Annotated in this window: 20 protein-coding genes; 9 read left to right on the forward strand and 11 right to left on the reverse strand. The window is 28.8% G+C overall.

The annotated features are described in order from the left end of the window. Positions 1 to 16 precede the first annotated feature (16 nt). The 6 genes from KKE07_01150 to KKE07_01175 all read right to left on the reverse strand — a co-directional run bounded on the left by KKE07_01150 (position 17) and on the right by KKE07_01175 (position 8801). On the reverse strand, positions 17 to 514 hold the full coding sequence (locus KKE07_01150; GenBank protein MBU4269465.1) for an HIT domain-containing protein: 498 nt from the start codon (positions 512 to 514) through the stop codon (positions 17 to 19). A gap of 8 nt (positions 515 to 522) precedes the next feature. After that, complete coding sequence (locus KKE07_01155; protein ID MBU4269466.1) at positions 523 to 1005, reverse strand: FKBP-type peptidyl-prolyl cis-trans isomerase; 483 nt, start codon at positions 1003 to 1005, stop codon at positions 523 to 525. Positions 1006 to 1018: 13 nt separating this feature from the next. Next, the gene (locus KKE07_01160; protein ID MBU4269467.1) at positions 1019 to 2767 is read right to left on the reverse strand and encodes a hypothetical protein; all 1749 of its coding nucleotides are present in this window, start codon (positions 2765 to 2767) and stop codon (positions 1019 to 1021) included. Next, the gene (aspS, locus tag KKE07_01165) at positions 2768 to 4531 is read right to left on the reverse strand and encodes an aspartate--tRNA ligase (protein MBU4269468.1); all 1764 of its coding nucleotides are present in this window, start codon (positions 4529 to 4531) and stop codon (positions 2768 to 2770) included. Positions 4532 to 4672: 141 nt separating this feature from the next. Then, positions 4673 to 6838 (reverse strand): hypothetical protein, encoded by a 2166-nt coding sequence (locus KKE07_01170; protein MBU4269469.1) that lies wholly within the window; start codon positions 6836 to 6838, stop codon positions 4673 to 4675. A gap of 76 nt (positions 6839 to 6914) precedes the next feature. Further along, on the reverse strand, positions 6915 to 8801 hold the full coding sequence (locus tag KKE07_01175; GenBank protein MBU4269470.1) for a transketolase: 1887 nt from the start codon (positions 8799 to 8801) through the stop codon (positions 6915 to 6917). 88 nt (positions 8802 to 8889) lie between these two features. On the opposite strand from KKE07_01175, the gene KKE07_01180 reads away from it, so the two are divergent. Genes KKE07_01180 through KKE07_01190 form a run of 3 tightly spaced genes read left to right on the forward strand, consistent with a single transcriptional unit; the run spans position 8890 to position 11935 of the window. Next, a complete protein-coding gene (locus KKE07_01180; GenBank protein ID MBU4269471.1) occupies positions 8890 to 9348 on the forward strand; it encodes a DUF721 domain-containing protein in 459 nt (152 codons plus the stop codon). After that, positions 9338 to 10927 carry a hypothetical protein gene (locus KKE07_01185; GenBank protein ID MBU4269472.1) on the forward strand — a complete coding sequence of 530 codons (1590 nt, stop codon included), beginning with the start codon at positions 9338 to 9340 and terminating at the stop codon, positions 10925 to 10927. Before KKE07_01180 ends, KKE07_01185 begins: the two co-directional genes overlap by 11 nt. A gap of 3 nt (positions 10928 to 10930) precedes the next feature. Next, positions 10931 to 11935, forward strand: a complete 1005-nt coding sequence (locus tag KKE07_01190) for a UDP-N-acetylglucosamine--N-acetylmuramyl-(pentapeptide) pyrophosphoryl-undecaprenol N-acetylglucosamine transferase (protein ID MBU4269473.1) — start codon at positions 10931 to 10933, stop codon at positions 11933 to 11935. A 24-nt stretch (positions 11936 to 11959) separates the two neighbouring features. On the opposite strand, the gene KKE07_01195 is transcribed toward KKE07_01190, so the two are convergent. After that, the gene (locus KKE07_01195; protein MBU4269474.1) at positions 11960 to 13027 is read right to left on the reverse strand and encodes a protein kinase; all 1068 of its coding nucleotides are present in this window, start codon (positions 13025 to 13027) and stop codon (positions 11960 to 11962) included. A gap of 138 nt (positions 13028 to 13165) precedes the next feature. Continuing rightward, positions 13166 to 14749 carry a 2,3-bisphosphoglycerate-independent phosphoglycerate mutase gene (gene gpmI / locus KKE07_01200; GenBank protein MBU4269475.1) on the reverse strand — a complete coding sequence of 528 codons (1584 nt, stop codon included), beginning with the start codon at positions 14747 to 14749 and terminating at the stop codon, positions 13166 to 13168. An 83-nt stretch (positions 14750 to 14832) separates the two neighbouring features. Between gpmI and KKE07_01205 the strand changes: the two genes are divergently transcribed. Continuing rightward, positions 14833 to 15180, forward strand: coding sequence for a hypothetical protein (locus tag KKE07_01205; protein MBU4269476.1), 348 nt, complete (start codon positions 14833 to 14835; stop codon positions 15178 to 15180). Between the two features lie 8 nt (positions 15181 to 15188). After that, positions 15189 to 15950: a 16S rRNA (uracil(1498)-N(3))-methyltransferase gene (locus KKE07_01210; protein ID MBU4269477.1), complete on the forward strand. Its 762-nt coding sequence runs from the start codon at positions 15189 to 15191 to the stop codon at positions 15948 to 15950. On the opposite strand, the gene tsaB is transcribed toward KKE07_01210, so the two are convergent. The 3 genes from tsaB to ruvX form a co-directional block, all read right to left on the reverse strand. Beyond that, a complete protein-coding gene (gene tsaB / locus KKE07_01215; protein MBU4269478.1) occupies positions 15951 to 16655 on the reverse strand; it encodes a tRNA (adenosine(37)-N6)-threonylcarbamoyltransferase complex dimerization subunit type 1 TsaB in 705 nt (234 codons plus the stop codon). A gap of 6 nt (positions 16656 to 16661) precedes the next feature. Beyond that, a complete protein-coding gene (locus tag KKE07_01220; protein MBU4269479.1) occupies positions 16662 to 16844 on the reverse strand; it encodes a hypothetical protein in 183 nt (60 codons plus the stop codon). Between the two features lie 109 nt (positions 16845 to 16953). Then, complete coding sequence (gene ruvX / locus KKE07_01225) at positions 16954 to 17382, reverse strand: Holliday junction resolvase RuvX (GenBank protein ID MBU4269480.1); 429 nt, start codon at positions 17380 to 17382, stop codon at positions 16954 to 16956. A 91-nt stretch (positions 17383 to 17473) separates the two neighbouring features. On the opposite strand from ruvX, the gene polA reads away from it, so the two are divergent. From polA to KKE07_01245, 4 genes are all read left to right on the forward strand, one after another. After that, positions 17474 to 20293, forward strand: a complete 2820-nt coding sequence (gene polA, locus KKE07_01230) for a DNA polymerase I (protein MBU4269481.1) — start codon at positions 17474 to 17476, stop codon at positions 20291 to 20293. Between the two features lie 131 nt (positions 20294 to 20424). Beyond that, complete coding sequence (rpmA, locus tag KKE07_01235) at positions 20425 to 20685, forward strand: 50S ribosomal protein L27 (protein ID MBU4269482.1); 261 nt, start codon at positions 20425 to 20427, stop codon at positions 20683 to 20685. A gap of 22 nt (positions 20686 to 20707) precedes the next feature. After that, positions 20708 to 21592 carry a protein translocase subunit SecF gene (gene secF, locus KKE07_01240; GenBank protein MBU4269483.1) on the forward strand — a complete coding sequence of 295 codons (885 nt, stop codon included), beginning with the start codon at positions 20708 to 20710 and terminating at the stop codon, positions 21590 to 21592. Between the two features lie 49 nt (positions 21593 to 21641). Then, positions 21642 to 21880, forward strand: a 239-nt coding sequence (locus tag KKE07_01245) for a hypothetical protein (GenBank protein ID MBU4269484.1), incomplete at its 3' end; no start/stop codon positions are given.

The raw sequence follows: 21880 nt of genomic DNA on the forward strand, positions 1-21880 counted from the left end.
GAAATGTTCCCCTTTTTTAAAACTCTTGTCTTAAATCTTTATAAATCTTAAAAAGATCAGATGATACAACTTTTATTTCTCCAAGTGTGGCAAGATAATTTGTGTCACCATTCCAGCGTGGCAAAATATGAAAATGAAGATGTGATGGAATACCACCGCCTCCGGCAATTCCCAAATTTAAACCAACATTAAAACCTTGTGGTTTTAGAACTTTGGTTAAAGCATTAATACTTAAATTTATAACATCCATAAGCTCGCTGCGAATTTCTATGGAAAGATCTTTTAATTCACCTTTATGTTCTATTGGTAGAACTAAAAGATGTCCTGCGTTGTAAGGGTATAAATTAAGCATTACAATACAATGCTTAAATCGTTTTAATATAAAATTTTTTTCATCGTTATTTTTTGCAAATGCAGCGCAAAAAACGCAATCATTTTTCAATTTATCTTTTTTTTCTTTATGAGCTGTTCCTGTAACATAATCGTTGCGCCATGGAGCATAGAGTTTATCCATAATGACTCCTAGCCGATTTTTAATAATTCTACTTCAAATATAAGTGTAGCATTTCCGGGAATAACATTTCCTGCACCTCTAGGTCCATACCCAAGGTTACTTGGAATTGTAAGTCTTCGTTTTTCTCCAAGTTTCATACTTGCGACACCTTCATCCCAGCCTCTAATGACCATTCCAACGCCAAGAACAAATGTAAATGGTTCGTTTCGATCTACTGAGCTATCAAATTTTTTACCAACTTCTCCATTGTTATCAAGCCAACCTGTGTAATGAACGGTTACATGTTGACCACGCTTTGGTGTTTGTTCTGTTTTACCCGGAGTTAAAATTTCATATTTTAAACCTGATTCCGTAGTTATCATATTGACCTCGTTTTTAGCTAAATTATTATTTATATTTTTATTTGCTTCAATTTTATTATTGTTAGTGCAGGCTTGAAAAAGTATCAAACCGCTTGAAATTGTTAAAATTAAAAAACTATTTTTTTTCATATAAATCCTTTCTTTATATTGGCAATAATATTTGAAAAGTTGCTCCTTGTCCATCTACAAGTTTTATGCTTCCACCTGATTGATTTATAATTTCATGAACGATAGCAAGACCAAGTCCCATATTTTTTTGGTTGGTTGAAACGTATGGCATAAAAAGTGTTGTTTTAACTTCTCTTGAAATTCCCGGTCCATTATCTGAAATTAAAATTTCAAGTTTATTTAAATTTGTTTTAATTGTTGTTTTGATTTTTATAAATTTAACATTTGATATTACATCTTTTTCATCTTCACATAGAACTCTTACGCTATTATCAAGCAAATTTACAATGGCACGTTTAAATTTTTTGTTATCGATTTTTATATAAGGTATGGGTTTTGTAAATTCACAAATAAAATTTATTTCCGGATAGCTTACTTTGTAAAGATTTACAATTTCTTCTATTATGTCGTTTACATCAATAGATTCAATATTATTAGATGGCAATTGTGCAAATTCCGAAAAATGTGAAGCCAAATCTTTTATTATTTTTACTTGATTTAAAATTGTGTTTGTGCTGTCAAAAAAAACTTTTTCATGTTCTAAAATGTCTTTATATTTTCTTTGTAGATGTTGTGTGGCAAGCTGAATTGGGGTTAGAGGATTTTTAATTTCATGCGCGATTTGTCTTGCAGCTTCTTGCCAAGTTTTTATTTTGTTAATTTTTACAATATCGCTTAAATCTTCAATTATTACCAAAAGACCGTCATCTCGTTCACTTAATTTTGTATTGCTAAAATTGTTTTGTAATTTTGTTAAATGTACAATAAATACTTTCTGCTCGGAATTAAAGCTAAAAGAAATTTCTCTTGTGAGCTGTGCTTTTTCCGACACAATGAGTTCTCTTGTAAGTTCTATAAATTTATCTAAAACTTTTTTACCAAAAAAACTTATTCTTTTATTTTTAAATCTTTCAATACCCAGATATTTTTGAACCAATTCTTTTGATGCAGAATTATAAGTTAATATTCGTCCTTTTTTATTAACATAAAAAATAGCTTCTTTCATATTTTCTATGATCATAAGCATTTCTTTGTTACTTTGTTCCAATTGATTATGTGCTGCTTGTAATGCCATTGTCATTTGATTGAAACTTATTTCTAAATTTTTAAGATCACTTGTTGAGTCTTGATTTAATGAAATATTCCATTCGCCTTGTTTAATCTTTTCAGTTGCTTTTAGTAATCCCAAAATAGGCTTACTGATGCCTTTTGCAAGATAAAATGCACACCATAAAGATAAAAATAATATCAATAAAGTTAGAAGTATAAATGTAAATAAATAGCTCCAATAGATTGGATTGCGTGTTGCTTTGAATTTTTTATAGTTGGTAATTTTTATACCTATATTTTGTTGTTCTTGAATTAACCTGTAATTTTCATTAATACTTGCGTTAATTAATTTTCCTGCAATAAAGAAAACTAGAACCGATGGAACAACGGAAAAAACGCTAAATGCAAAAAGTAAATTTCTTTTAAAATTACTTCCCGGAATTTTTCTATTTTTTTCTACAAATAATTTAATACTTTGTCTTATTATTAAATATAAAAAAATTAAAATAGATATTATATGTAAATTTATAAGCAAAAATAAAGCAATACGATTTGTATCATAGTGCGATAGATACTGTCTTTTGAATAGAAAAAATTCAAGCCAACCTGTTATTAAAAAACTGATTAGACTTAATGCAAGTATTAAAAAACTTTTGTTTTTTGTTGATAACATTTATTTAATTTTAATATGCAACTCTTTTAATTGTTTTTCATCCACCTCAGATGGCGTTTGCATCATAGGACATGTTCCACTTTGCGTTTTTGGAAATGCAATAACGTCTCTTATTGAATCCGTTTTTCCCAAAAGCATTACCAATCTATCCAGTCCAAGTGCAAGTCCGCCGTGTGGTGGAAAACCGAGCTGTTGTGCTTCCAATAAATATCCAAATTTATTTTCCGCTTCTTTTTTATCAATACCTATAATTTTAAAAATTTCAGCTTGAAGCTCTGAATCGTGAATTCTAATTGATCCACCGCCAACTTCTTCGCCATTGCAAACAAGATCATAAGCTTTTGCATGTACTGATTCCAAATTATCTGTTTTCAAACTGTCGGTTGGAGATGTGAATGGGTGATGCATTGCATTAAATTTCTTTTCTTCTTCACTCCATTCAAACATTGGAAAATCAGTAACCCATAAAAAATTAAATTCATCTTTATTTATTAAATTTAATTTTTTTCCAAGTTCAAGTCTGAATCTTCCAAGAATATCCCAAGCGCGTTTAAATTTATCGGCTACGATAAAAATCGTTCCGGAGCATTTCTGTATTTCCGGAATAAATTTTTGTAGCTCTAAAAGGAAATTTGATGGCAAAAATTTTTGAACTGCAGATTCGATATTTTTATCATTTGTAATTTTTATACTTAAAAGACCACCGGCATTTAGTTTTTCTTTAGCAAAGTTTTCTAAATTACTAATCTCAGATCTTGAAAATTCTTGATTTGGTACAAAGATTCCGCCAACTTTTCCACCGCCTTCAATAGTAGACTTTAAAAATTTTAGTTCAGTTGACTCAAATAGTTTTGTAAGGTTATGAATTTCAAGCCCAAATCTCATATCAGGTTTATCTGACCCAAATTTGGAAAAAATTTCATCATATGAGTATCTTTTAAACGGAAACTTGAGCGTGTTGTTGTAGGTTTTTTCGAAAACGTTTTTAATTATTCCTTCGACAATATTTATTATATCGTCTTGTTCAACGAATGACATCTCCAAATCTATCTGTGTAAACTCCGGTTGACGATTCGCTCTTAAATCTTCGTCTCTAAAACATCTTGCTATTTGAAAATATCTATCCATTCCTGATGCCATTAAGAGTTGTTTGTAGATTTGAGGTGACTGTGGTAGCGCATAAAATTTTTTTTCTTGTAGACGAGATGGTACCAAAAAGTCTCGTGCGCCCTCAGGAGTACTTTTTGAAAGTATTGGAGTTTCTATTTCTAAAAAATTTTGAGAATTTAAATATTCCCGAATTGCGAAAGTTATTTTATGTCTTAGTTTTAAGAGATCATACATTTTTTTACGTCTTAGATCTATGTATCTATATTTTAATCTAAGCTCTTCGTCGACATTTTCAGCGTCATCAACTTGAAATGGTATTGCTTTTGATTTGCTAAGAATTGTTAAATTTTTGACTATAAGTTCAAATTCGCCTGTTAGTATTTTTGTATTTATAGCTTCAGGTGATCTTTTGGCAACAGTGCCCGTTACAGATAAAACAAATTCGGATTTAATATCTTTTATTTTTTCAAATAAATTTTTTGAATTTTCAGGATTAAACACAAGCTGCATTATGCCGGTATTATCGCGTAGATCAATAAAAATTAAATTACCAAAATCTCTTCTTTTATTAACCCAACCAACTAAGGTAATTTCTTTATCTAAAAATTTTTTATCAACCAAACCACAATATGTGGAGCGTTTTAATACTTGCATTTTAAATCCTTAAAATTATAGAATTTATATCTATAAAACTGTTTTTTACTCGTAAAGTATAGCAAAGTTGTAAAAAAATTGTATAAGTAAAAAGAGGTGGGAACAATCCCACCTCTTTTTTAAAAAAATTATATACTAATTTTAGAATCTATATTCTAAAGATATAACACCCCAGAATGCATTATCATCGGAGATTCTGTAATCTGCAGGATTAAGACCTGTACGAGCATCTGAAGGAATTTTGTCTCTGTAAAAATCGCCCCTAATTGGCACGCCTTTTACATCTTTATAAAATGTTCCGGGTGCAAAGAAAGAAACGATAGCACCAAGTGTTAAGTCTTTTATTAATTCATAATTTAATATTAAACTTATTTCCGTACCCAAGAAGCTTCTTGCTTTTTCTGTGCTTGATACTTGGCTGTTATCAGGATTTGCGCTATCCAAAACATATTTGTAAGAATCATCATTTTTCCAGAAAAATACTAAATTTGGATTTATTTTAAATCTATTTTTTTCATAACTTGCCGGTTTCCATGTGGCACCAATACCGAAATATGTTAAATCTGTAAATCCGTTGTCTATTTTTGCTCTAAATCCATCAACTTCTTTTTGTCCGGCTACAAGTCCTCTTAATCTTGGTATATATCTTTCACCAAGTACCATTGGTGCAAAAACTCTTTTACCCATGTAAATTTCATGTAGTCCAATAAATCCGTGATAATTTTTATTTACTTCATTTACTGTTGGATCATTGTCGCCTGATGCATATCCTAATTCGGCAGCAATTTTTAATGTTTTTGTTGCTTGATATCTTGTGTCAAATATTGCCATATACCCTTCAAAATCGTTTGTGTATTCAGGGCGAACTCTTGTTGATTTGTTGATTAATCTTTGATCATTGTCTCCACCGTCTGGATATGCTGTTGTGCGAGTAATATTGTTATTATTATAAACTGCACTTGTAGCCGCAGTATTAATTGGCGCATTTTTACCATTTAATGTTCCACCGTTAACGTTTACATGACTGTAGCCTTTGTATAACATGCCAGCTCCATAAGAGTTGTCTGCCGTTATATCGATCATGTCTGAAATATTTGTTGGAATTTTTCCATCAGTTTTAACTACGGCAAGTTGTACTTTATTTCTATCTATGGAGTACAATTTTTCTTGACCATAATTGAATGCCATTTCACCGCCAATTTTGAATTTATTTTTTTTGTATCTGGTTTCAAATCCATAAGCTCCAAGTTGTGTTTTTGTATCATTAGCAACTTCTACTTTTTGATCTGAAGCTTCATTGAAATATATGTATGGCTCAATGTCCCATCTTCCATCTGATTTATTATCAAATGGTCTAATTATTAATCTTGCGGCCCAAAGTTCATCATCTTTTCCATCACCTCTGTATGGATTTGATCTTCTGCCAACATGATTTATTTTTACCGTGTTGTTAAATGTATCGTCTATGGATGCACTTTTTTCTTCAAATTTTGCGTAATATAAATCGTACCATAATTTATTTTTGATAAGTTCGCCGTTTAAAACAAGTCCAGGCGCAGATGCATCTGCATTATAGCTAAACAAGCCTAAAGCTTCTTCTACTGCTCCATAAATACTTCCAAGAGCTACACCTCTGCCAAGTTGAAATGGGAACCATCCAATTTTGAAATATTGTATTTTATCGTTTTTTGAATTGAAAATTTTGTTTAAGCTTACCATTAACCATGCATCTTTAAACCATGGGTTTGGACGGCTTGAATAGTGAGCATGTTCTCCGAGCGAAATTCCATCAAGTGTTATTTCTGCTGCAGTTGTACTTTTATAAGCACCAACAACACCCCATTTATTTTTCATGCGTAAATCTAAAAATGCTTCAACGGCTCTGTGTCCACATTTTTCTTCACCAAAAATTGCATCAACGGTTAAATCTACTGTTTCTTTGAAAAAACCGATATCATCAGGAATTTTGTTATTTAAATAATTGTTGTTTAAATAATTATCATATTCAACTCTAATTTTGCCACCGAAAATAACTTCCAAATCATCTTTTTTAAAAGTTATTCTTGGCTTGGACAATGGTTGTTCTACTGCGGCAAACGTTGGTAATTCTTTGGATTTTAATTCCGGTGTTGATACTTCTTCGTCATCTAAAAAGTCTCCTAAATCAGGATCTAAATTGTCTGCAGTCATCTGTTGATTTTTATTTGTTGTGCTATTTGCAGCATTGTTTTTTGCATTTGAATCTGAAACCATAACTGCAGTTAAAAATGCTAAAAGCAGTAGCTTGTTTTTTGTTAACTCTAACATCAAAAACTCCCTTAATGGATGTTGTTAAAAAGATATTCCTACAAGTTGAATAGCGTCGTGCATTTTGAAATTTTTGTCAACAACAAATCGCTATAATTTTTTGAACAATAGCTTTAGCATTTATTTCTTCAAAATTTAAAAGCTCTTGCGATGTGGCCGATCTAGGTATTTTATTTACAGCAAGCTTTTCGACTATAATATTTGTGTTTGAAAGCTCAGATGTTACAGATTCACCAATACCGCCTTGTATATAATGATCTTCTACTGTTAATATTTTATTTTCGGATTTTTGAGCAATATCAATTATTGTATTTTTATCCAGAGGTTTTATCGAATATAAATCTATAACGGAAACATTAATATTTTGTTTTTTTAATTCTTCGTAAGCTTTTAATGATTCATGTAATGTTATTCCCGCTGCAATTATACAAATTTTGTCATTTTTACTTTGGCGTAAAATTTTGCATCCGCCTATTTTAAACTCTTCGTTTTTATTATAAATGTTTGTTGTTTCCGGTCTTGAAGTTCTTAAATATGAAACACCGTCATGATAATTAGCCATCAGTTCGGTTAATTTATATGCCGACACTCCATCAGATGGATATAACACAATAGAATTAGGAATGGTTCTAAACATAGCGATATCTTCCAAAGCCATCTGCGATGGACCATCTTCGCCTATTGATACGCCACAATGAGAGCCGCAAAGACGAAGTGCATTTTTGCCGATTCCTGCCATTCTTATCTGATCAAATGCTCTTGTAAAAAATGCACCAAAAGTTGATGCAAACGGAATTTTACCGCGAGATTCCAGACCGGTTGAAACACCAATCATATTTTGCTCTGCTATAAAACATTGAATAAATCTTTCAGGATATTTTTGACCAAACATTTCAGTATAGGTAGAATTTTGAACATCGGCGTCTATTGTAAAAATTTTTTTATTTGTATTTCCCAAAGATTCTAATGCATAACCAAATGCTTTTCTTGTTGCTATTTTTTGGTCTAAATCAAAAAAATTTGTATTTGAATCTGTGTTTAAACTTATTTTTATTTTTTCTTTTTCTAAATTTATATTTGTTTTATTTGGTAATTCCGGAGTGTATTTTATGTTTTGATATTTTAACTTAAATCGAGATTCAAGTTCTTTAATTATGTCGTTTAATTCTTCTTGTTTAAATGGTTTTCCGTGATGCCCATTTTTGTTTTCGATTTCTTGTAATCCACTACCTTTAAATGTTTTTGCGATTATTGCGACAGGCTGATTTTTTATATCATAAGCCGAATTTAAAGTATCGAAAATTTCTTGAATATTATGGCCGTCTATGGAAAAAGTTTTAAATCCAAACGCCTGAAATTTTCTTTCAAATTTTTCAACATCATGTCCGTGAATGCTTTCGCCCGATTGTCCAAGCCTGTTGCAATCTAAAATGGCAATCAAATTGTCCAATTTGTAATGAGCAGCAAGTTCTGCAGCTTCCCACACGGAGCCTTCTGCGGCTTCGCCATCTCCTATCATGACAAATGTTTTATAATTAAGTTTGTCATGTTTTGCATTTAATGCCATGCCTACACCAATTGCCAAACCTTGTCCTAGAGAGCCTGTAGCGGCTTCATTATATTCAAATCTTGGGGTAGGGTGTCCTTCCAACACAGAATTAAATTTTCTTAAATCTAAAAATTCTTTTTCTGTTATTACATTTAAATTTTTCCATGCAGCATAAATTATTGGAATTGTGTGCCCTATTGATAAAATAAATCTGTCATTATTGGGGTTTTTAGGATTTTTAATATCGTATTTTAAAAAATTAAAAAAGATTACACTTATTAAATCTGCTATTGCCATGCAAGATGTTGGGTGTCCTGATTTACTTGCAGTTGTTGCTTTTATACTATCAATTCTTAAGTTTAAAGCGACTTGTTTTAATAAATTTAATTTTTCCGGGGTCAATTTATTTTCCATTTGATATCCTTATAGTTATAATATAATAAATAATATTTATGCTAAAAAAAATCGTATGGCAAGTTATAAAATATTTTAATGGTGTTTTGTGTTTAAGCATATTTCTGAATTGTTAAATAATTTTGTACCAAAACAGGATGAATGGAAAGTTAAATTATTTAATAATTGGGACAAAGTCCTTGGCAGTTTAAGTGATAAAGTCGTTATATTAAAAGTGGAAAGAAACTTTTTACTTTTAGGTGTAACTCATCCGGCATGGGCTCATGAAATGTATATGCTTTCAGATGTTTTGAGAGAAAAAATAAATTCTTTATTTGAATATGAACGCATAAAATATATAAGGTTTCAGGTGATAAAAAAACAAACGTTAAATTTAAAAGATACTGCAAAATTATTTTTAAATTCTAAACATAATAATACAGAACCTAAAAAAGTTTCACTAAATAGTGTTGAATATTCAAATTTAGGTAAAATTAAAGATGATGAACTTAAAAGTTTATTAAAAGATTTTTATTTTAAGAGTAAAAAGGAGAAGTATGTTAAATAAAAAAATTTTTAATTTTGTTTTTATTAATTTTATTATGGTTGCTTGTAATTCCATGCAAATGGTTAACGTAAAAGATAATTCAGGGGCAAATGCAAATAATTATGAAACGTATATGCGTGGGTGTGTTGATTATATGAGTGGTGATTATAATTCTGCAATGCAAAATTTTGAAAAATTAGAAAAAACGGAAAATTCTATTTATGCAAAAGAACGTTATATAAGATTTTTATTCGAAACAAATCAATTTGATAAAATAGTTAATTTGGATCAAAAAGTAAAAGATGTATTTAAGGGTAATTTGGATATAGAAAAAATATTTGCACAATCATATTTGCATCTTGGCCATGGCGAAAAAGCTTCGAATTTCATAAATAAATTAATTAAAGAAAATCCTCATGATCTTCAATTATCATATTTTAAAGTTTTAAATCTTATAAAAACCGGAAAACTTGATGAAGCTTTGACTGTTATTGATGAGTGCATAAAAGATCAAAATTTAGAATCAAAACAGTTTTTATTTTATTTTTTAGCATCAAAGGTATATTTGCAAAAAAATATGGAACAGCAGGCTTTAAAATATATCAATAAAAGTTTGGAATTGTTTCCTGATTTTGAACGGGGATGGTTGTTAAAAGCTATAATTCAAGAACAGCAGGGCCAGATCCAGGGAGCAATTGCCGGGTATAAAAGATTTTTAGATATTGTTGGTTCTGACGAAACAGTTGAAAAACAGCTTATAAGATTATTATTTGTAGAAAAAAGATTTGATGAAGCCAGTGATGTATTGGAAAAAGTAAAAGATAAAACTCCAACACAAATTTTTGATTTATCTTTAATTAATTGGCGAGCCGGAAAGGCAGACATAGCTTTATCAAAACTTGATGAATTACTTGCCCAAAATCCTGATTTCAAAGATGCAAAATTTTTAAAAATAGAAATTTTGGTTTCAACAGGAAAATCAAATATGGCTATGGATATACTTAAAGATTGGTTAATTGCAGATCCGGAAAATAAAGAAGTTTTACAAGTTTTACTGTTATTAAGAAGAGCTAAAGTTGATGTAAATTCAATTATTAAAGTTTTAGAACTCGTTGAAAAAAATAGTTCCAATCAAAATTTGGTATCGGCATTAATAGATTTAAATTTTGAAAAAAATGATAGATCAAAAGTTCTTTCTTATTGTAAAAAATTATTTGATATAACCAAAGATAATGGGCTTAAGTCAAAAATATTATTCCAAACGGCTTATATAAGATTTATATCGGGTCAAAATGATAAAGTTGAAGCCATATTGTTAAATGCGTTAAAATATCAACCGGCTTATTCTTCCATTCATAATTTACTGGCCTATTTTTATGCTCAAAATAATTTAAAACTTGAGGATGCTCTTGTTCATATTGATTTGGCATTAAAAGAAAAACCGGAATCTTATTATTATATTGATACAAAAGGATTTGTTCTATTTAAAATGGGTAAAACGGAAGATGCAATAAATATGTTTGAGAAAGCATTGAGTTTTAATGCAAATGATTCTGAAGTTTTAAAGCATTTGGAAATGGCAAAATCAGTTGGAAAATAATTTATGAATGAAAAAACTTTATTTGTAGTTGCTTCAGGTTCAGGCGGGCATATTTTGCCCGCGCTAATTTTGGCAAAAGAATGGAAAATTAAAAATTTAGGTAAAGTTGTCTTTTTTACAGGGGTTAAGAATTTGGATAAAACTATTTTAGATGATAATAGTTTTATTGATCAAAAAATATATTTAAAGTTATCTAACTTCCCGGGAAAAAAAGTTTATTTATACCCTAAATTTATTTGGCAATTTATTTTCAGTTATTTTAGAGCTATTTATTGGGTTAAAAGATATAAAAATATAACTGTAATTTCTACCGGTGGATATTTAGCAATTCCTGTTTGTTTGGCTGCAAAAAGATATAAGCAAGAAATAATTTTATATGAATTAAATGTTGTTCCCGGTAAAGCAATAAAATTTTTGTCCAAATTGGCGACTAAAATAAATATTGTTTTTGAAAATAGTAAAAATTATTTTTCTAAAAAATTACAAAACAAAATAAATCTAACAAATTATCCGTTAAGATATTCAGAATCAGACAAGATTTTTGATAAGCAAGAGCTTATATTAAAAATAAATAAGCAAGATAGTATAAATTTTGATATTAATAAAAAAACTATATTTGTATTGGGCGGTTCTCAAGGTTCCGTTTCTTTAAATAATTATTTTAAAGTTTGGTTAAAAAAATATAGTTTGCATGATAATTTTGAATTAAATAATATTCAGGTTATTCACCAAACAGGTGCATTGGATAAAACCAATTGGCAAGATTTTTATAAAAATTTAAATATACAAGCCATAGTTTTTTCGTATCGACAAGATTTAAAAGATTATTATTTATTATCAGATTTGGTTTTTGCCAGAGCAGGCGCGGGTACGCTATTTGAGCTTGAATTTTTTCAAAAGAGAAGTTTTATTTTTCCATTAAACACAGGATATACATCGCATCAGGTTGATAATGCGAAATTTATGGTAGAAAGAAATAAAGAGCTGTTTAAAATAAAACAGCTCTAAAATTATTGTAAATTTAAAAATTCTTTAAATATCAGTAATTTCAATATAAAGTTTTTTTAATGCGTTAAAAATATCTAAAGCATTAGGTCTTTTATCTGGGTCTGGATTCCAGCATTTTTCTATTATTTCGTTTATAATAGGGTATTGAACTACAGAGTCATCTAATTTTGGTCTTACTCCATTTGCAATAAGTTGAATTATTGGTTCTCTTTTTTTTGTATCATTTTCGTATATGGGCATATTTTTTATTTCTTCTTTGTTTTCTTTTTTAATAGTTTTAAAAAATTTCTTACCATAAAAGATTTCGTATAACGTTACTCCAAATGAATGTATATCTGCAGCTTTCGAAATATTATATGTTTTTTGTTGTTTATTTGGATCAATGCTTTTTATTAATATATTTTCTGATGGAGTATAAAAAATTGTTCCTTTAAAAAATTCAGAAATTTCTTCGTTTTTTGTAAATGTAAAATCTGTTAACCAAATATTTATAAAATCGATTTTTTTATTACATGAATATAAAAAATTATCTGGTTTTATATCTTGGTGAACTAAATTATTATGATGTAACATATTTATAGCAGCTATTGCTCCAAGAGATATTTGTAATTTATGTTTGATATTTAATTCTTTATAATAGTGATATAAAAAATAATCCAACGAATTTTCTGCCCGCATTGTGAATATGATGTATATTTTGTTAGGTTTATCATAAATATATCCTAAGTACTTGATTATATTTGGATGTTTAAGTTTTTGTAGTAAATTCAGTTCGCGCAAAAAACGTCTTTCAGGATCTTTTACTGGAATAAAATATGAACAGGCCATTTCTTTTTTTTCATCATTTTCAATTTTTGTTCCACTGAATACTATTTTTTCGGTACCTTGTCCTATTGTTGTTATATCTTTAAAATCATGTTTAGTTAAAATATCTTTAGCAATTTCTTCATAGTTTGGTATCTCTTGATTAAGGTTTGGTGTCTCTTCATTAAGATTTGGTATCTCTTCATTAAGCGCCAAAATATTTGTATAAACAAAAGATGCAAATATAAAAAAAACGTTTATGAAATATTTTTTAAAATTATTTAACATAATTTTCAACCCCCATATTTAATTAAATTTCAGATAGTAATAATAATATTCGTTTTGAAAAATATAACAAATGGGTTGATAAAATAGCAGAAAAAACGAGATTTATTAATTATTTTGTTATGATTTTTGAAAAAATCATTAAAAAATTCGTTTTTTGATCATTTTTGTCGGTATTTTTAGACCTAAATCTTGTAAAATTGTTGCTGCTATATTTGATAATTCGAGCTTAATTGGCCCAAATTTAGTTATCTCAGGCTTATTTTTTTGTGATTTTTGGTTAATTTTTATAAATATAACCGGATTTATTGTATGAGCAGTTACAAGTTCTCCGGTTTTTTTATTTATCATTTCTTCGGCATTTCCATGATCAGAGGTCAAAAATATTGTGCCATTTTTATTTATAACTATTTCGTCATAAAGTTTTTTAATTTGCACATCTAAGCATTCACAAGCTTTAACTGTTGCATCAAAATCACCGGAATGTCCAACCATATCTGCATTGGCATAATTAATTAAATAGAAATTTGCCGGATCATTTTTTAAAGAAGCTAAAACTTTTCTAGTAATTTTATATGCAGACATTTCCGGATGGTTTATATAATTTTTAGCTTTTATTGATGATATTAAGTTGTATGTTTCGTTTGGCAATTTTTTCTCATTCATACCTCTGAAAAAATAGGTTACATGAGCATATTTTTCTGTTTCTGCTATGACAAATATTTTTGCGTTTGATTGTGTAGATATCTCATCTAAAAGCGTGTGATCTATTTTTTCATGTTCAAATAAAATATCGTTATTAAAATTTTTAAAATCTTGCATATATCTTGTAGTTGTTATAAAAAATGCAAGAGTATTATTTGTTGAGTTTAAGTTTTGGGTCTTAAATTTATTAAAATCCGGATCTATAAAACTTTGGGTAAGCTGTCTTGCGCGATCAGGTCTAAAGTTGTAAAAAATTACACCATCTCCTGTTTTTATTTGTCCATTTTTTATAAATAACGTTGGATTAACAAATTCGTCAGTTATATTTTTTGCATAAAAATTTTTAAGTAATTGTTCCCAATTTTTTAAATTTGAGATTTTAATTTTTGGGTCACACAAAATATCATAACTCTTTTTAGTTCTTTGCCAGTTATTATCACGATCCATAGAATAAAATCTACCGTGAATTGATGCAATTTTTCCCAAATTTAATTTTTTACAAATTTTATCTAATTTTTTTAAATGTATATTTGCAGATTTGGGAGGCACATCTCTACCGTCTAAAATTACGTGTATATAAACATTTTTAATATTTTGTTTTTTTGCAAATTCCAATAATGCAAAAAGTTGAAATTCATGACTATGAACCCCACCATCGGACAGAAGCCCAATTATGTGTAAGGCGTTATCTGCTTTTATTTTCTTAAAATTATTAATTAAAACTTTATTTTTAAATATCGTTTTATTGTCTACTACTTCTTTGAATTTTGCCAAAGTAGATTTTATAATTCTGCCTGCACCCATAGTTAAATGTCCAACTTCGGAATTTCCAATAAATTTTGGTAAAAGTCCAACGGCTTTACCCGATGCATTTAATAATGTTGAGGGGTAATTTTTGAGCAAAAACTCAAAAAATGGCATTTTTGCAGCTTTTATAGCATTTCCAAAAACTTGATTTTTATAGCCAAAACCATCGAAAATAACCAAAGCAATTGGGCCTTTTTTTGATATTTTGTTCATTTTTTACCTTTAAAATTCGATACTTTTTACTTTTTTTTATTTTGATTTATGATTTAAGTATCAATAAATTAGAGGAAATTAATATGTTTTTAAAGAAATTATATATTTTAATAATAATTGCTTTTTTTAGCATAACTATTAACACACAAAATTTTGCAGCACAAGCTGAAAAAATAACTGAAGTAAATCGTGATTCAGCAAAAATGTCACCAAATTCAGAAAAATCTAAAATTAGTAAAATAAAAGAAGATATACAGCTTTATTTTGAAATTTTTTCTGAAATGTCACCTAGTGCAAGATGCGATTTTATAAAAGAAATTGTTGCTTTTCATGTATCTGAAAATAAAAATAAATATATAATAGGATCAGCTGTTACAGCTACAGCAATAGTTGCTTATATATATTTCCATAATTCTAATAAAATTAACTAAAATTTATTATGAGTAAGCATATATTTTCTATATTTTTAGAAAATTTAACAGAGTTAACTTCTAATTTAAATATTAATCAAACTTTTGAATTAAAAGATAAATTAGTATATTCAAGAATTACAAATATTTTACGTTTATCTGAATCTGATAATATTATCTTTTTTGATAAAAATATAAATATTCTTGTCGAACTTTTATCCCAGACTTTCAAAAATAATAAATCTGTATTTTTAAAAGTTTTAGAGAAAAATAAAAATAAAAAGTTAGAACCTGAAATAATTTTGTGCACTGGGCTTATAAAAAAAAGCTCTTTTGAAGAACTTATTTATAATGCATCTGCACTTGGCGCTACAATAATTCAGCCTATATTAACTGATAAGTGCCAACAAAAGTGGGCCGGTCAAAAAGAAATAGATCGTTTGAAAAAAATAATAATAGCGGCCTGTGAACAGTCAAAAAATTATTGTTTACCCGAATTATATGAACCCATAAAAATTTCTGAATATTTAAAATATGCAAAAGATAAAAATTATAAAAAAATATTTTTTGAATCAGATCAAATTAAAACTACAGAATTAATAAAAGAATTAACGCAAAATAAATCAGAAAAAATTGTATTGTTCTTTGGTCCTGAGGGTGGATTTTCAGACTCTGAAATTTCAAATTTTCAGGAAAATAATTTTGTCGGTTATTCTTTAACAAAAACAATCTTACGATCACAAGAAGCTGTGACTGTTGGGCTTGGTTTGATACGAATTGTGACTAAATAGTTATTTTTTAGTTGGTCTTATGGCAAAATTTTGAGATTTTAAGTAAAGAGGCGTTAGCTTGAAAGATAAACAGTTTTTATCTTTTTCAAATTTATCTAAAGCTATTAATGCTATTTCCTGTGAACTTGCATTTTGAATATCTATAAAAGCTGAATTTTTATCAAAAATATTTAAGATTTTATCTTTGTGTAAATTTACTGCATTGCCAATAAAAATTATTTTTTGATTTTCAAAATTATTTTTTAGATCACTTAATAGTAAATCTATTTTTTTATAACCTTTTTGATTTTCGACTTTATCTGAATTAATTTTATAATAAACATCGTCATTATATGCATTTAAAAGCGCAACTATAACATCTGTTTTTTGTAAATTCTGTATTTGTTTTAAGGCCTGAGTTGATATTGCATCAAGTCCGTCTATACCTATTAAAGGAATTTTGCTTGCAAAACTTAGACCATTTACCGTGCTTATGGTTACTCTCAAAGATGTAAAAGCACCCGGCCCCTGGTCTGTGGCAATAAACGCTAAATTTTCCAGTTTTAAATTGTTTTCTTTTAATAGATTTTGAATTATTGGGATTAAAAGAGAACTTGCTTTAAAATTATCTTCTTTGATATTTTTGATTATATTTGAGTTATTAAAAAGAGATATATCTAAAAGAGAGTAACTGCCTTGAATGCTTAAGAAAAATAGATTATCCATAAAAAATTAAGAACTGTGTTTTTTTAATTTTTGTTTTTGATAAAAAATACTAAACGCGTCATCTTTGATTGTGTGCTCTTTTTTTTCTATGATTTTGCCACAATTAAGACATTTCCAGCCTTCAAAATTAATGAAGTGATCAAAGAACGATTGCATGACCATCAATCCGTCACACTTTGGACACTTCATACCGATTCCCTCCAGGCAAAGGAAAAAAACTCTTAAACCCTATTTTTATAATATAACCATTTTTTTTATATTTTGTAAAAGATTAGATAAATTAATTTAAACCCAATATTTAAAATTGTTGAAAAGCTTTGTTGTCCAAATAACTTTGTAAGATAAATGCAGCTGCAACAGAGTGGCTTTTAATTTTATCTTCTTTAGTTTTTATTTTTTTTGTATTTAGACTTTCGGCCCTTTTGCTACTTAATCTTTCGTCCCAAAGAATCCATTTTATTTGATTATTAAATTTAGGATTTATTTTTTCTTCAAGTTCTTTGGCCGTATTCATTATTTTTTTTGTTTGTTCGCTTTCAAGTCCTGAAAACGTTGTTGGTTTTCCTATTACTATTGTTGATATATCTTCTTCTTTAATAACGGTTTCTAAAAAACTTTCCGTCATTTCCACATCTACAGTTTTATATGGTTTACAGGTTATACCCAAACCGTCTGATATTGCAGAACCTACCCATTTATCACCAAGGTCTAAAGCAAGAATTTTCATAAACTACCTATTATTAATAATTTTTTGCAAAATAGTATTATTCATATAAATATATTTTATATAGATTTTCAAATATTTAGAAAGGACTCATGTGCATAGAATTAAAAAAGATGCCCTTTTTTTAATAGACGGCTCTTACATTTTGTATAGGTCCTATTATGGTTTGCGTCCGTTACAAACTTCAAGCGGTATTAGCGTGCAAGCAGTTTATGGCTTTTGTCGTACAATAAAAAGACTTATAGATATTTTTGATCCACAGTATTTTGCAATTGTTTGGGATAGTAAAGGTAAAACTTTTAGATCTGAAATTTATGAGCCATACAAAGCCACACGTCAAGCACCACCAAGTGATTTATTTGTACAAAAAGAATATATAACTGAATTCGCAAAAAATATTGAACTGAAGCAGGTCGCAAAAATTGGATTTGAAGCTGATGATTTAATCGGTTCTATTGCAAAAGATTATCGCGGTGAGCAGGTGGTTATAGTTGGTCCGGACAAAGATTTATATCAGCTTTTATCTGACAAAATAATAATTTATGATCCATTTAAAGAAGAAATAATTGATGCTAAAAGTTTTGAAAAAGCTAAGGGCTTGAGCCCTGAAAAAGTACCATTTTATTATGCTTTACTTGGTGATACTTCTGATAATATTCCGGGTGTTTTTGGAATTGGTAAAAAGACGGCCTTAGATTTAGTTAATCAATTTGAATCGCTGGAAGATCTTTATGAAAATTTAGATAAAATAAAAAAAGAAAGAACTCAAAATTTACTCAGCGAAAATAAAGAGAATGCTTTTTTAAGTTTAAAACTTTTTTTATTAAAATATTATGACTTGGCATTACACAAAAAAGATTTTGAATTCGATAAAAATAATTTAATAAAGGCGGCTGAAATATTTGAAAAACTTGAATTTAAGTCTTTGTTAAATGATTTAAAAAAAATATTTGGTCATAAGGCTGTAGAACCTTATATTGGGATTCAGGAAAAAGTTGAGGATAAAAAACAGGCTATCCAACTTTCGTTATTTGATAGTTTTAAAAAAAATGATGACATTGTGTTGGAAGTAGATAAAAGAAAAAAAACAGAGTGGGACTGCCATATAGTATTAAACGAAGAGTCTCTTGATAAGTTAATTGAAAAATTAAAAAACGCTGATGAAATTGCAATAGACACGGAAACTACAGGGATTAGGCCACTGCGTGACGAATTAGTTGGAATATCTTTTGCTTTTAATAAGAACGAAGCCTATTATATCCCGCTTGCTCATGAAGATGGCTCTGTAAAACAGCTTGATCTTAAATCTACACTTGAAAAATTAAAATCAATATTTTTAAGCAATAAGATTGAAAAAATATTTCATAATGCCAAGTTTGATTTGCTTGTTTTAAAGCAATATGGCGCAGATTTTAAAAATGTTAAATTTGATACTTTGATAGCTGCAAGTTTACTAAAAAAAGAAGATGAAAAAATTAATTTAAAGGTATTATCTGTAAAATATCTTAATGAGCCAATGAGTACTTTTGAGCAAATTTTAAAAAATAAGTATAAAACATTTAACCAGGTTCCTATAAAAGAAGCTTCCGAATATGCAGCCTATGATGCATTACAAACATTTAAATTAAAACCCATACTTGAAAAAGAATTAAAAAATAATTCTAAGCTATATAAAATATTTATTGATTTGGAAATGCCATTATCTTTTGTTTTGTTTGATATGGAATTATGCGGAATTAAACTTGATCCGGACAAATTAAAAGAAATAGGCAAAGAAATAACACATGATTTAAAAACTGTCGAACGAAAAATATTTGCATTTATAGAAGAAAACTATAATAAAAAATATCAAGATATAAATTTAAATTCTCCTCAGCAGGTGCAGGAACTTTTATTTGATGTTTTAAAATTGCCTGTAGTAAAAAAAACGCATAAAGGGACTCGTGGAACTGATCAAGAAGTTCTTGAGGAATTAAGTAAAATTCATCCAATACCCGGACTTATTTTAAATTATCGAGAGTTATCAAAATTATTAAGTACTTATGTACAAACGCTAATAGATGAAATAAACCCAAATACAGGAAAAGTACATACATCTTATAGCCAAACAATGGTGGCTACAGGCAGACTTTCAAGTTCAAACCCTAATTTACAAAATATACCGGTCTCGTCTGATCATGGTATAAAAATTAGATCGGCATTTTTGGCCGATAAGGGTATGTCTTTTTTATCTGCAGACTATTCACAGATAGAACTTCGTGTTTTAGCTCATATGACAAAAGATAAACATTTAATAGAAGCTTTTGAGCAAGATATTGATATTCACTCAAAAACGGCAAGCCAAATATTTAATGTTTCTATCGATGAAGTTACACATGAACAAAGACAGGTAGGTAAAAAAATAAATTTTAGTATTATTTACGGATTGACACCATATGGATTGTCTAAAGATTTGGATATTAAACCATCTCAGGCAAAAGAATATATAGATAAATACTTTCAAGTATATAAGGGTGTTGCCTCCTGGATAGAATCTACTATTGAGAAAGCTAAAGAAGATGGCTTTACTCAAACATTAATGGGGCGGCGTAGGTATGTTTCAGGTTTGCATGAGCAGAATAAAAATTTGTATCAAGCAGCTGCAAGAATTGCCGTAAATAGTCCGGTGCAAGGTACTTCAGCCGAATTAATAAAAAAAGCTATGATAAATATTCATAAAAAGCTGGAAGAGAAGTACCAGAGCGCAAAAATTATATTACAAATTCACGATGAATTGGTTCTTCAGGTTCCAAATGAACAGGTCGATTTTGTTGAAAAAATTATTAAAAAAGAGATGGAAACTGTTGAAAATTGGATAATTCCGTTAAAAGTGGCTACAAAAATTGGCAAGAATTGGGAGTCTGTAACTAAATAAACCCTTTGACTTTTGTTGAAAAACAAGGCACAATATTTTTGTCTTTTTTAGGCAAATTCGTTAAAAATAGAAAATATAAAGTTTGTAAGATCTTTTTAATTATTTCTTATTAAAAATAAAGGATATTTAAGATGGCAACGAGTAAAACCGGTGGTTCAACTAGTAATGGTCGCGAGAGTCAAAGTAAACGTTTAGGCTGTAAAAAATTTGCAGGTGAAGTTGTAATACCTGGAAATATTTTATTTCGCCAAAGAGGAACAAAGATTCATCCCGGCAACGGAGTAAAAATAGGCAAAGATGACACTCTTTTTGCTGTAAAATCCGGATTTGTAAAATATTACAAAGGGTTAAAAGGCAGACAGTTTGTTTCAGTTATTGATCAATTGGCTTAGTTTTTAAGGAAGAGTAGGAATCATGATTGATTTTTTAAAGTACAAATCAGCCTGTATATTTTTTTCATTGGTATTAATAGCTTCAGGTGTTGTTGCTTATTTTATGCAAGGTGGATTTAAATATGCAATAGATTTTGCCGGCGGCGCAGAAATTAATATTTCTTTTGAAAAAAGCATAGATATTGGTGTTTTAAGAGATGCAATTTCAAGCCAAGGTTGGCAGGATTCAGTAATTCAAAGCGTTGGTAAAGACGGCAAAAATTTTATCGTAAAACTTGGCGGTGTTACTGTTGAGGGTCTTGAAGATAAATTTAGAATGGCTGTTGATGCTGCGACTCCTGGAAACACAATGACTGTTAATCATATTGATTGGATTGGCGCTGAAGTTGGCAAAGATATGAAAAAGAATGCAATTTTTGCAGTATTGTTATCTATTCTTGCCATATTGTTATATGTTGCAATAAGATCAAAATTTGCTTACGGTGTTGGAGCTGTTGTTGCATTATGTCATGATATGCTTGCAGTTCTTGTTTGTATATTGCTATTTAAAGAACAAATGTCTTTGTCTGTTTTAGCTGCAATATTGGCAATATTAGGTTATTCAATAAATGATACTATCGTAATATTTAGCAGAATTCGTGATAATGTTAAAAAAATGAAAGATCATACTTTAAATGATATTGTAAATGTTAGTATAAACCAGACATTGAGAAGAACTTTACTTACAAGTTTTGCAACATTACTTTCAGTAATAGCTTTTTACGTTTTGGGTGGTGAATCATTAAGAGGATTTTCTTTTGTAATGATGCTTGGTATTATTTTTGGAACATATTCTTCCATTTATATTGCAAGTCCTGTTATGATATATATTGAGCAACGAGCCGCTCATAAAAAAGAGGTTCTTTAATAAAAATTTAATGGAGGTTATTTTAAATTTGTGGAGGGTTTAAAATCTGATGAATAATTCAAAAAAGTCTCTAAGAGGTAAATTAATGATACGTGATGACAAAGAATTAAAAAATGATTTGGATCAAGATTTGAATAATGATGAACAAAGATTTAATCAAGATGATCAAAATTCTGATTCTAAGGTAGGTATTTTTGTTGGTAATGAGGATGAAATTGCCACAAGTAGTCCTGCAAGAGGTGGATATAAAAGAAAAGTTCGCACTGAAAAAAAAGAGGTTTCTTCAAA

It is taken from the genome of Candidatus Dependentiae bacterium, from assembly GCA_018897535.1.
Taxonomy (GTDB): Bacteria; Babelota; Babeliae; order Babelales; family UASB340; genus UASB340.

What these genes read in the sequence shown, in the direction of transcription:
- KKE07_01150 (MBU4269465.1), bottom strand. Translation starts at nt 514, where the DNA reads ATGGATAAACTCTATGCTCCATGGCGCAACGATTATGTTACAGGAACA.
- rpmA (MBU4269482.1), top strand. Translation starts at nt 20,425, where the DNA reads ATGGCAACGAGTAAAACCGGTGGTTCAACTAGTAATGGTCGCGAGAGT.
- KKE07_01220 (MBU4269479.1), bottom strand. Translation starts at nt 16,844, where the DNA reads ATGAAGTGTCCAAAGTGTGACGGATTGATGGTCATGCAATCGTTCTTT.
- KKE07_01155 (MBU4269466.1), bottom strand. Translation starts at nt 1,005, where the DNA reads ATGAAAAAAAATAGTTTTTTAATTTTAACAATTTCAAGCGGTTTGATA.
- ruvX (MBU4269480.1), bottom strand. Translation starts at nt 17,382, where the DNA reads ATGAAAATTCTTGCTTTAGACCTTGGTGATAAATGGGTAGGTTCTGCA.
- KKE07_01210 (MBU4269477.1), top strand. Translation starts at nt 15,189, where the DNA reads ATGAGTAAGCATATATTTTCTATATTTTTAGAAAATTTAACAGAGTTA.
- secF (MBU4269483.1), top strand. Translation starts at nt 20,708, where the DNA reads ATGATTGATTTTTTAAAGTACAAATCAGCCTGTATATTTTTTTCATTG.
- tsaB (MBU4269478.1), bottom strand. Translation starts at nt 16,655, where the DNA reads ATGGATAATCTATTTTTCTTAAGCATTCAAGGCAGTTACTCTCTTTTA.
- KKE07_01195 (MBU4269474.1), bottom strand. Translation starts at nt 13,027, where the DNA reads ATGTTAAATAATTTTAAAAAATATTTCATAAACGTTTTTTTTATATTT.
- KKE07_01160 (MBU4269467.1), bottom strand. Translation starts at nt 2,767, where the DNA reads ATGTTATCAACAAAAAACAAAAGTTTTTTAATACTTGCATTAAGTCTA.
- aspS (MBU4269468.1), bottom strand. Translation starts at nt 4,531, where the DNA reads ATGCAAGTATTAAAACGCTCCACATATTGTGGTTTGGTTGATAAAAAA.
- KKE07_01185 (MBU4269472.1), top strand. Translation starts at nt 9,338, where the DNA reads ATGTTAAATAAAAAAATTTTTAATTTTGTTTTTATTAATTTTATTATG.
- gpmI (MBU4269475.1), bottom strand. Translation starts at nt 14,749, where the DNA reads ATGAACAAAATATCAAAAAAAGGCCCAATTGCTTTGGTTATTTTCGAT.
- KKE07_01175 (MBU4269470.1), bottom strand. Translation starts at nt 8,801, where the DNA reads ATGGAAAATAAATTGACCCCGGAAAAATTAAATTTATTAAAACAAGTC.
- KKE07_01190 (MBU4269473.1), top strand. Translation starts at nt 10,931, where the DNA reads ATGAATGAAAAAACTTTATTTGTAGTTGCTTCAGGTTCAGGCGGGCAT.
- KKE07_01170 (MBU4269469.1), bottom strand. Translation starts at nt 6,838, where the DNA reads ATGTTAGAGTTAACAAAAAACAAGCTACTGCTTTTAGCATTTTTAACT.
- KKE07_01205 (MBU4269476.1), top strand. Translation starts at nt 14,833, where the DNA reads ATGTTTTTAAAGAAATTATATATTTTAATAATAATTGCTTTTTTTAGC.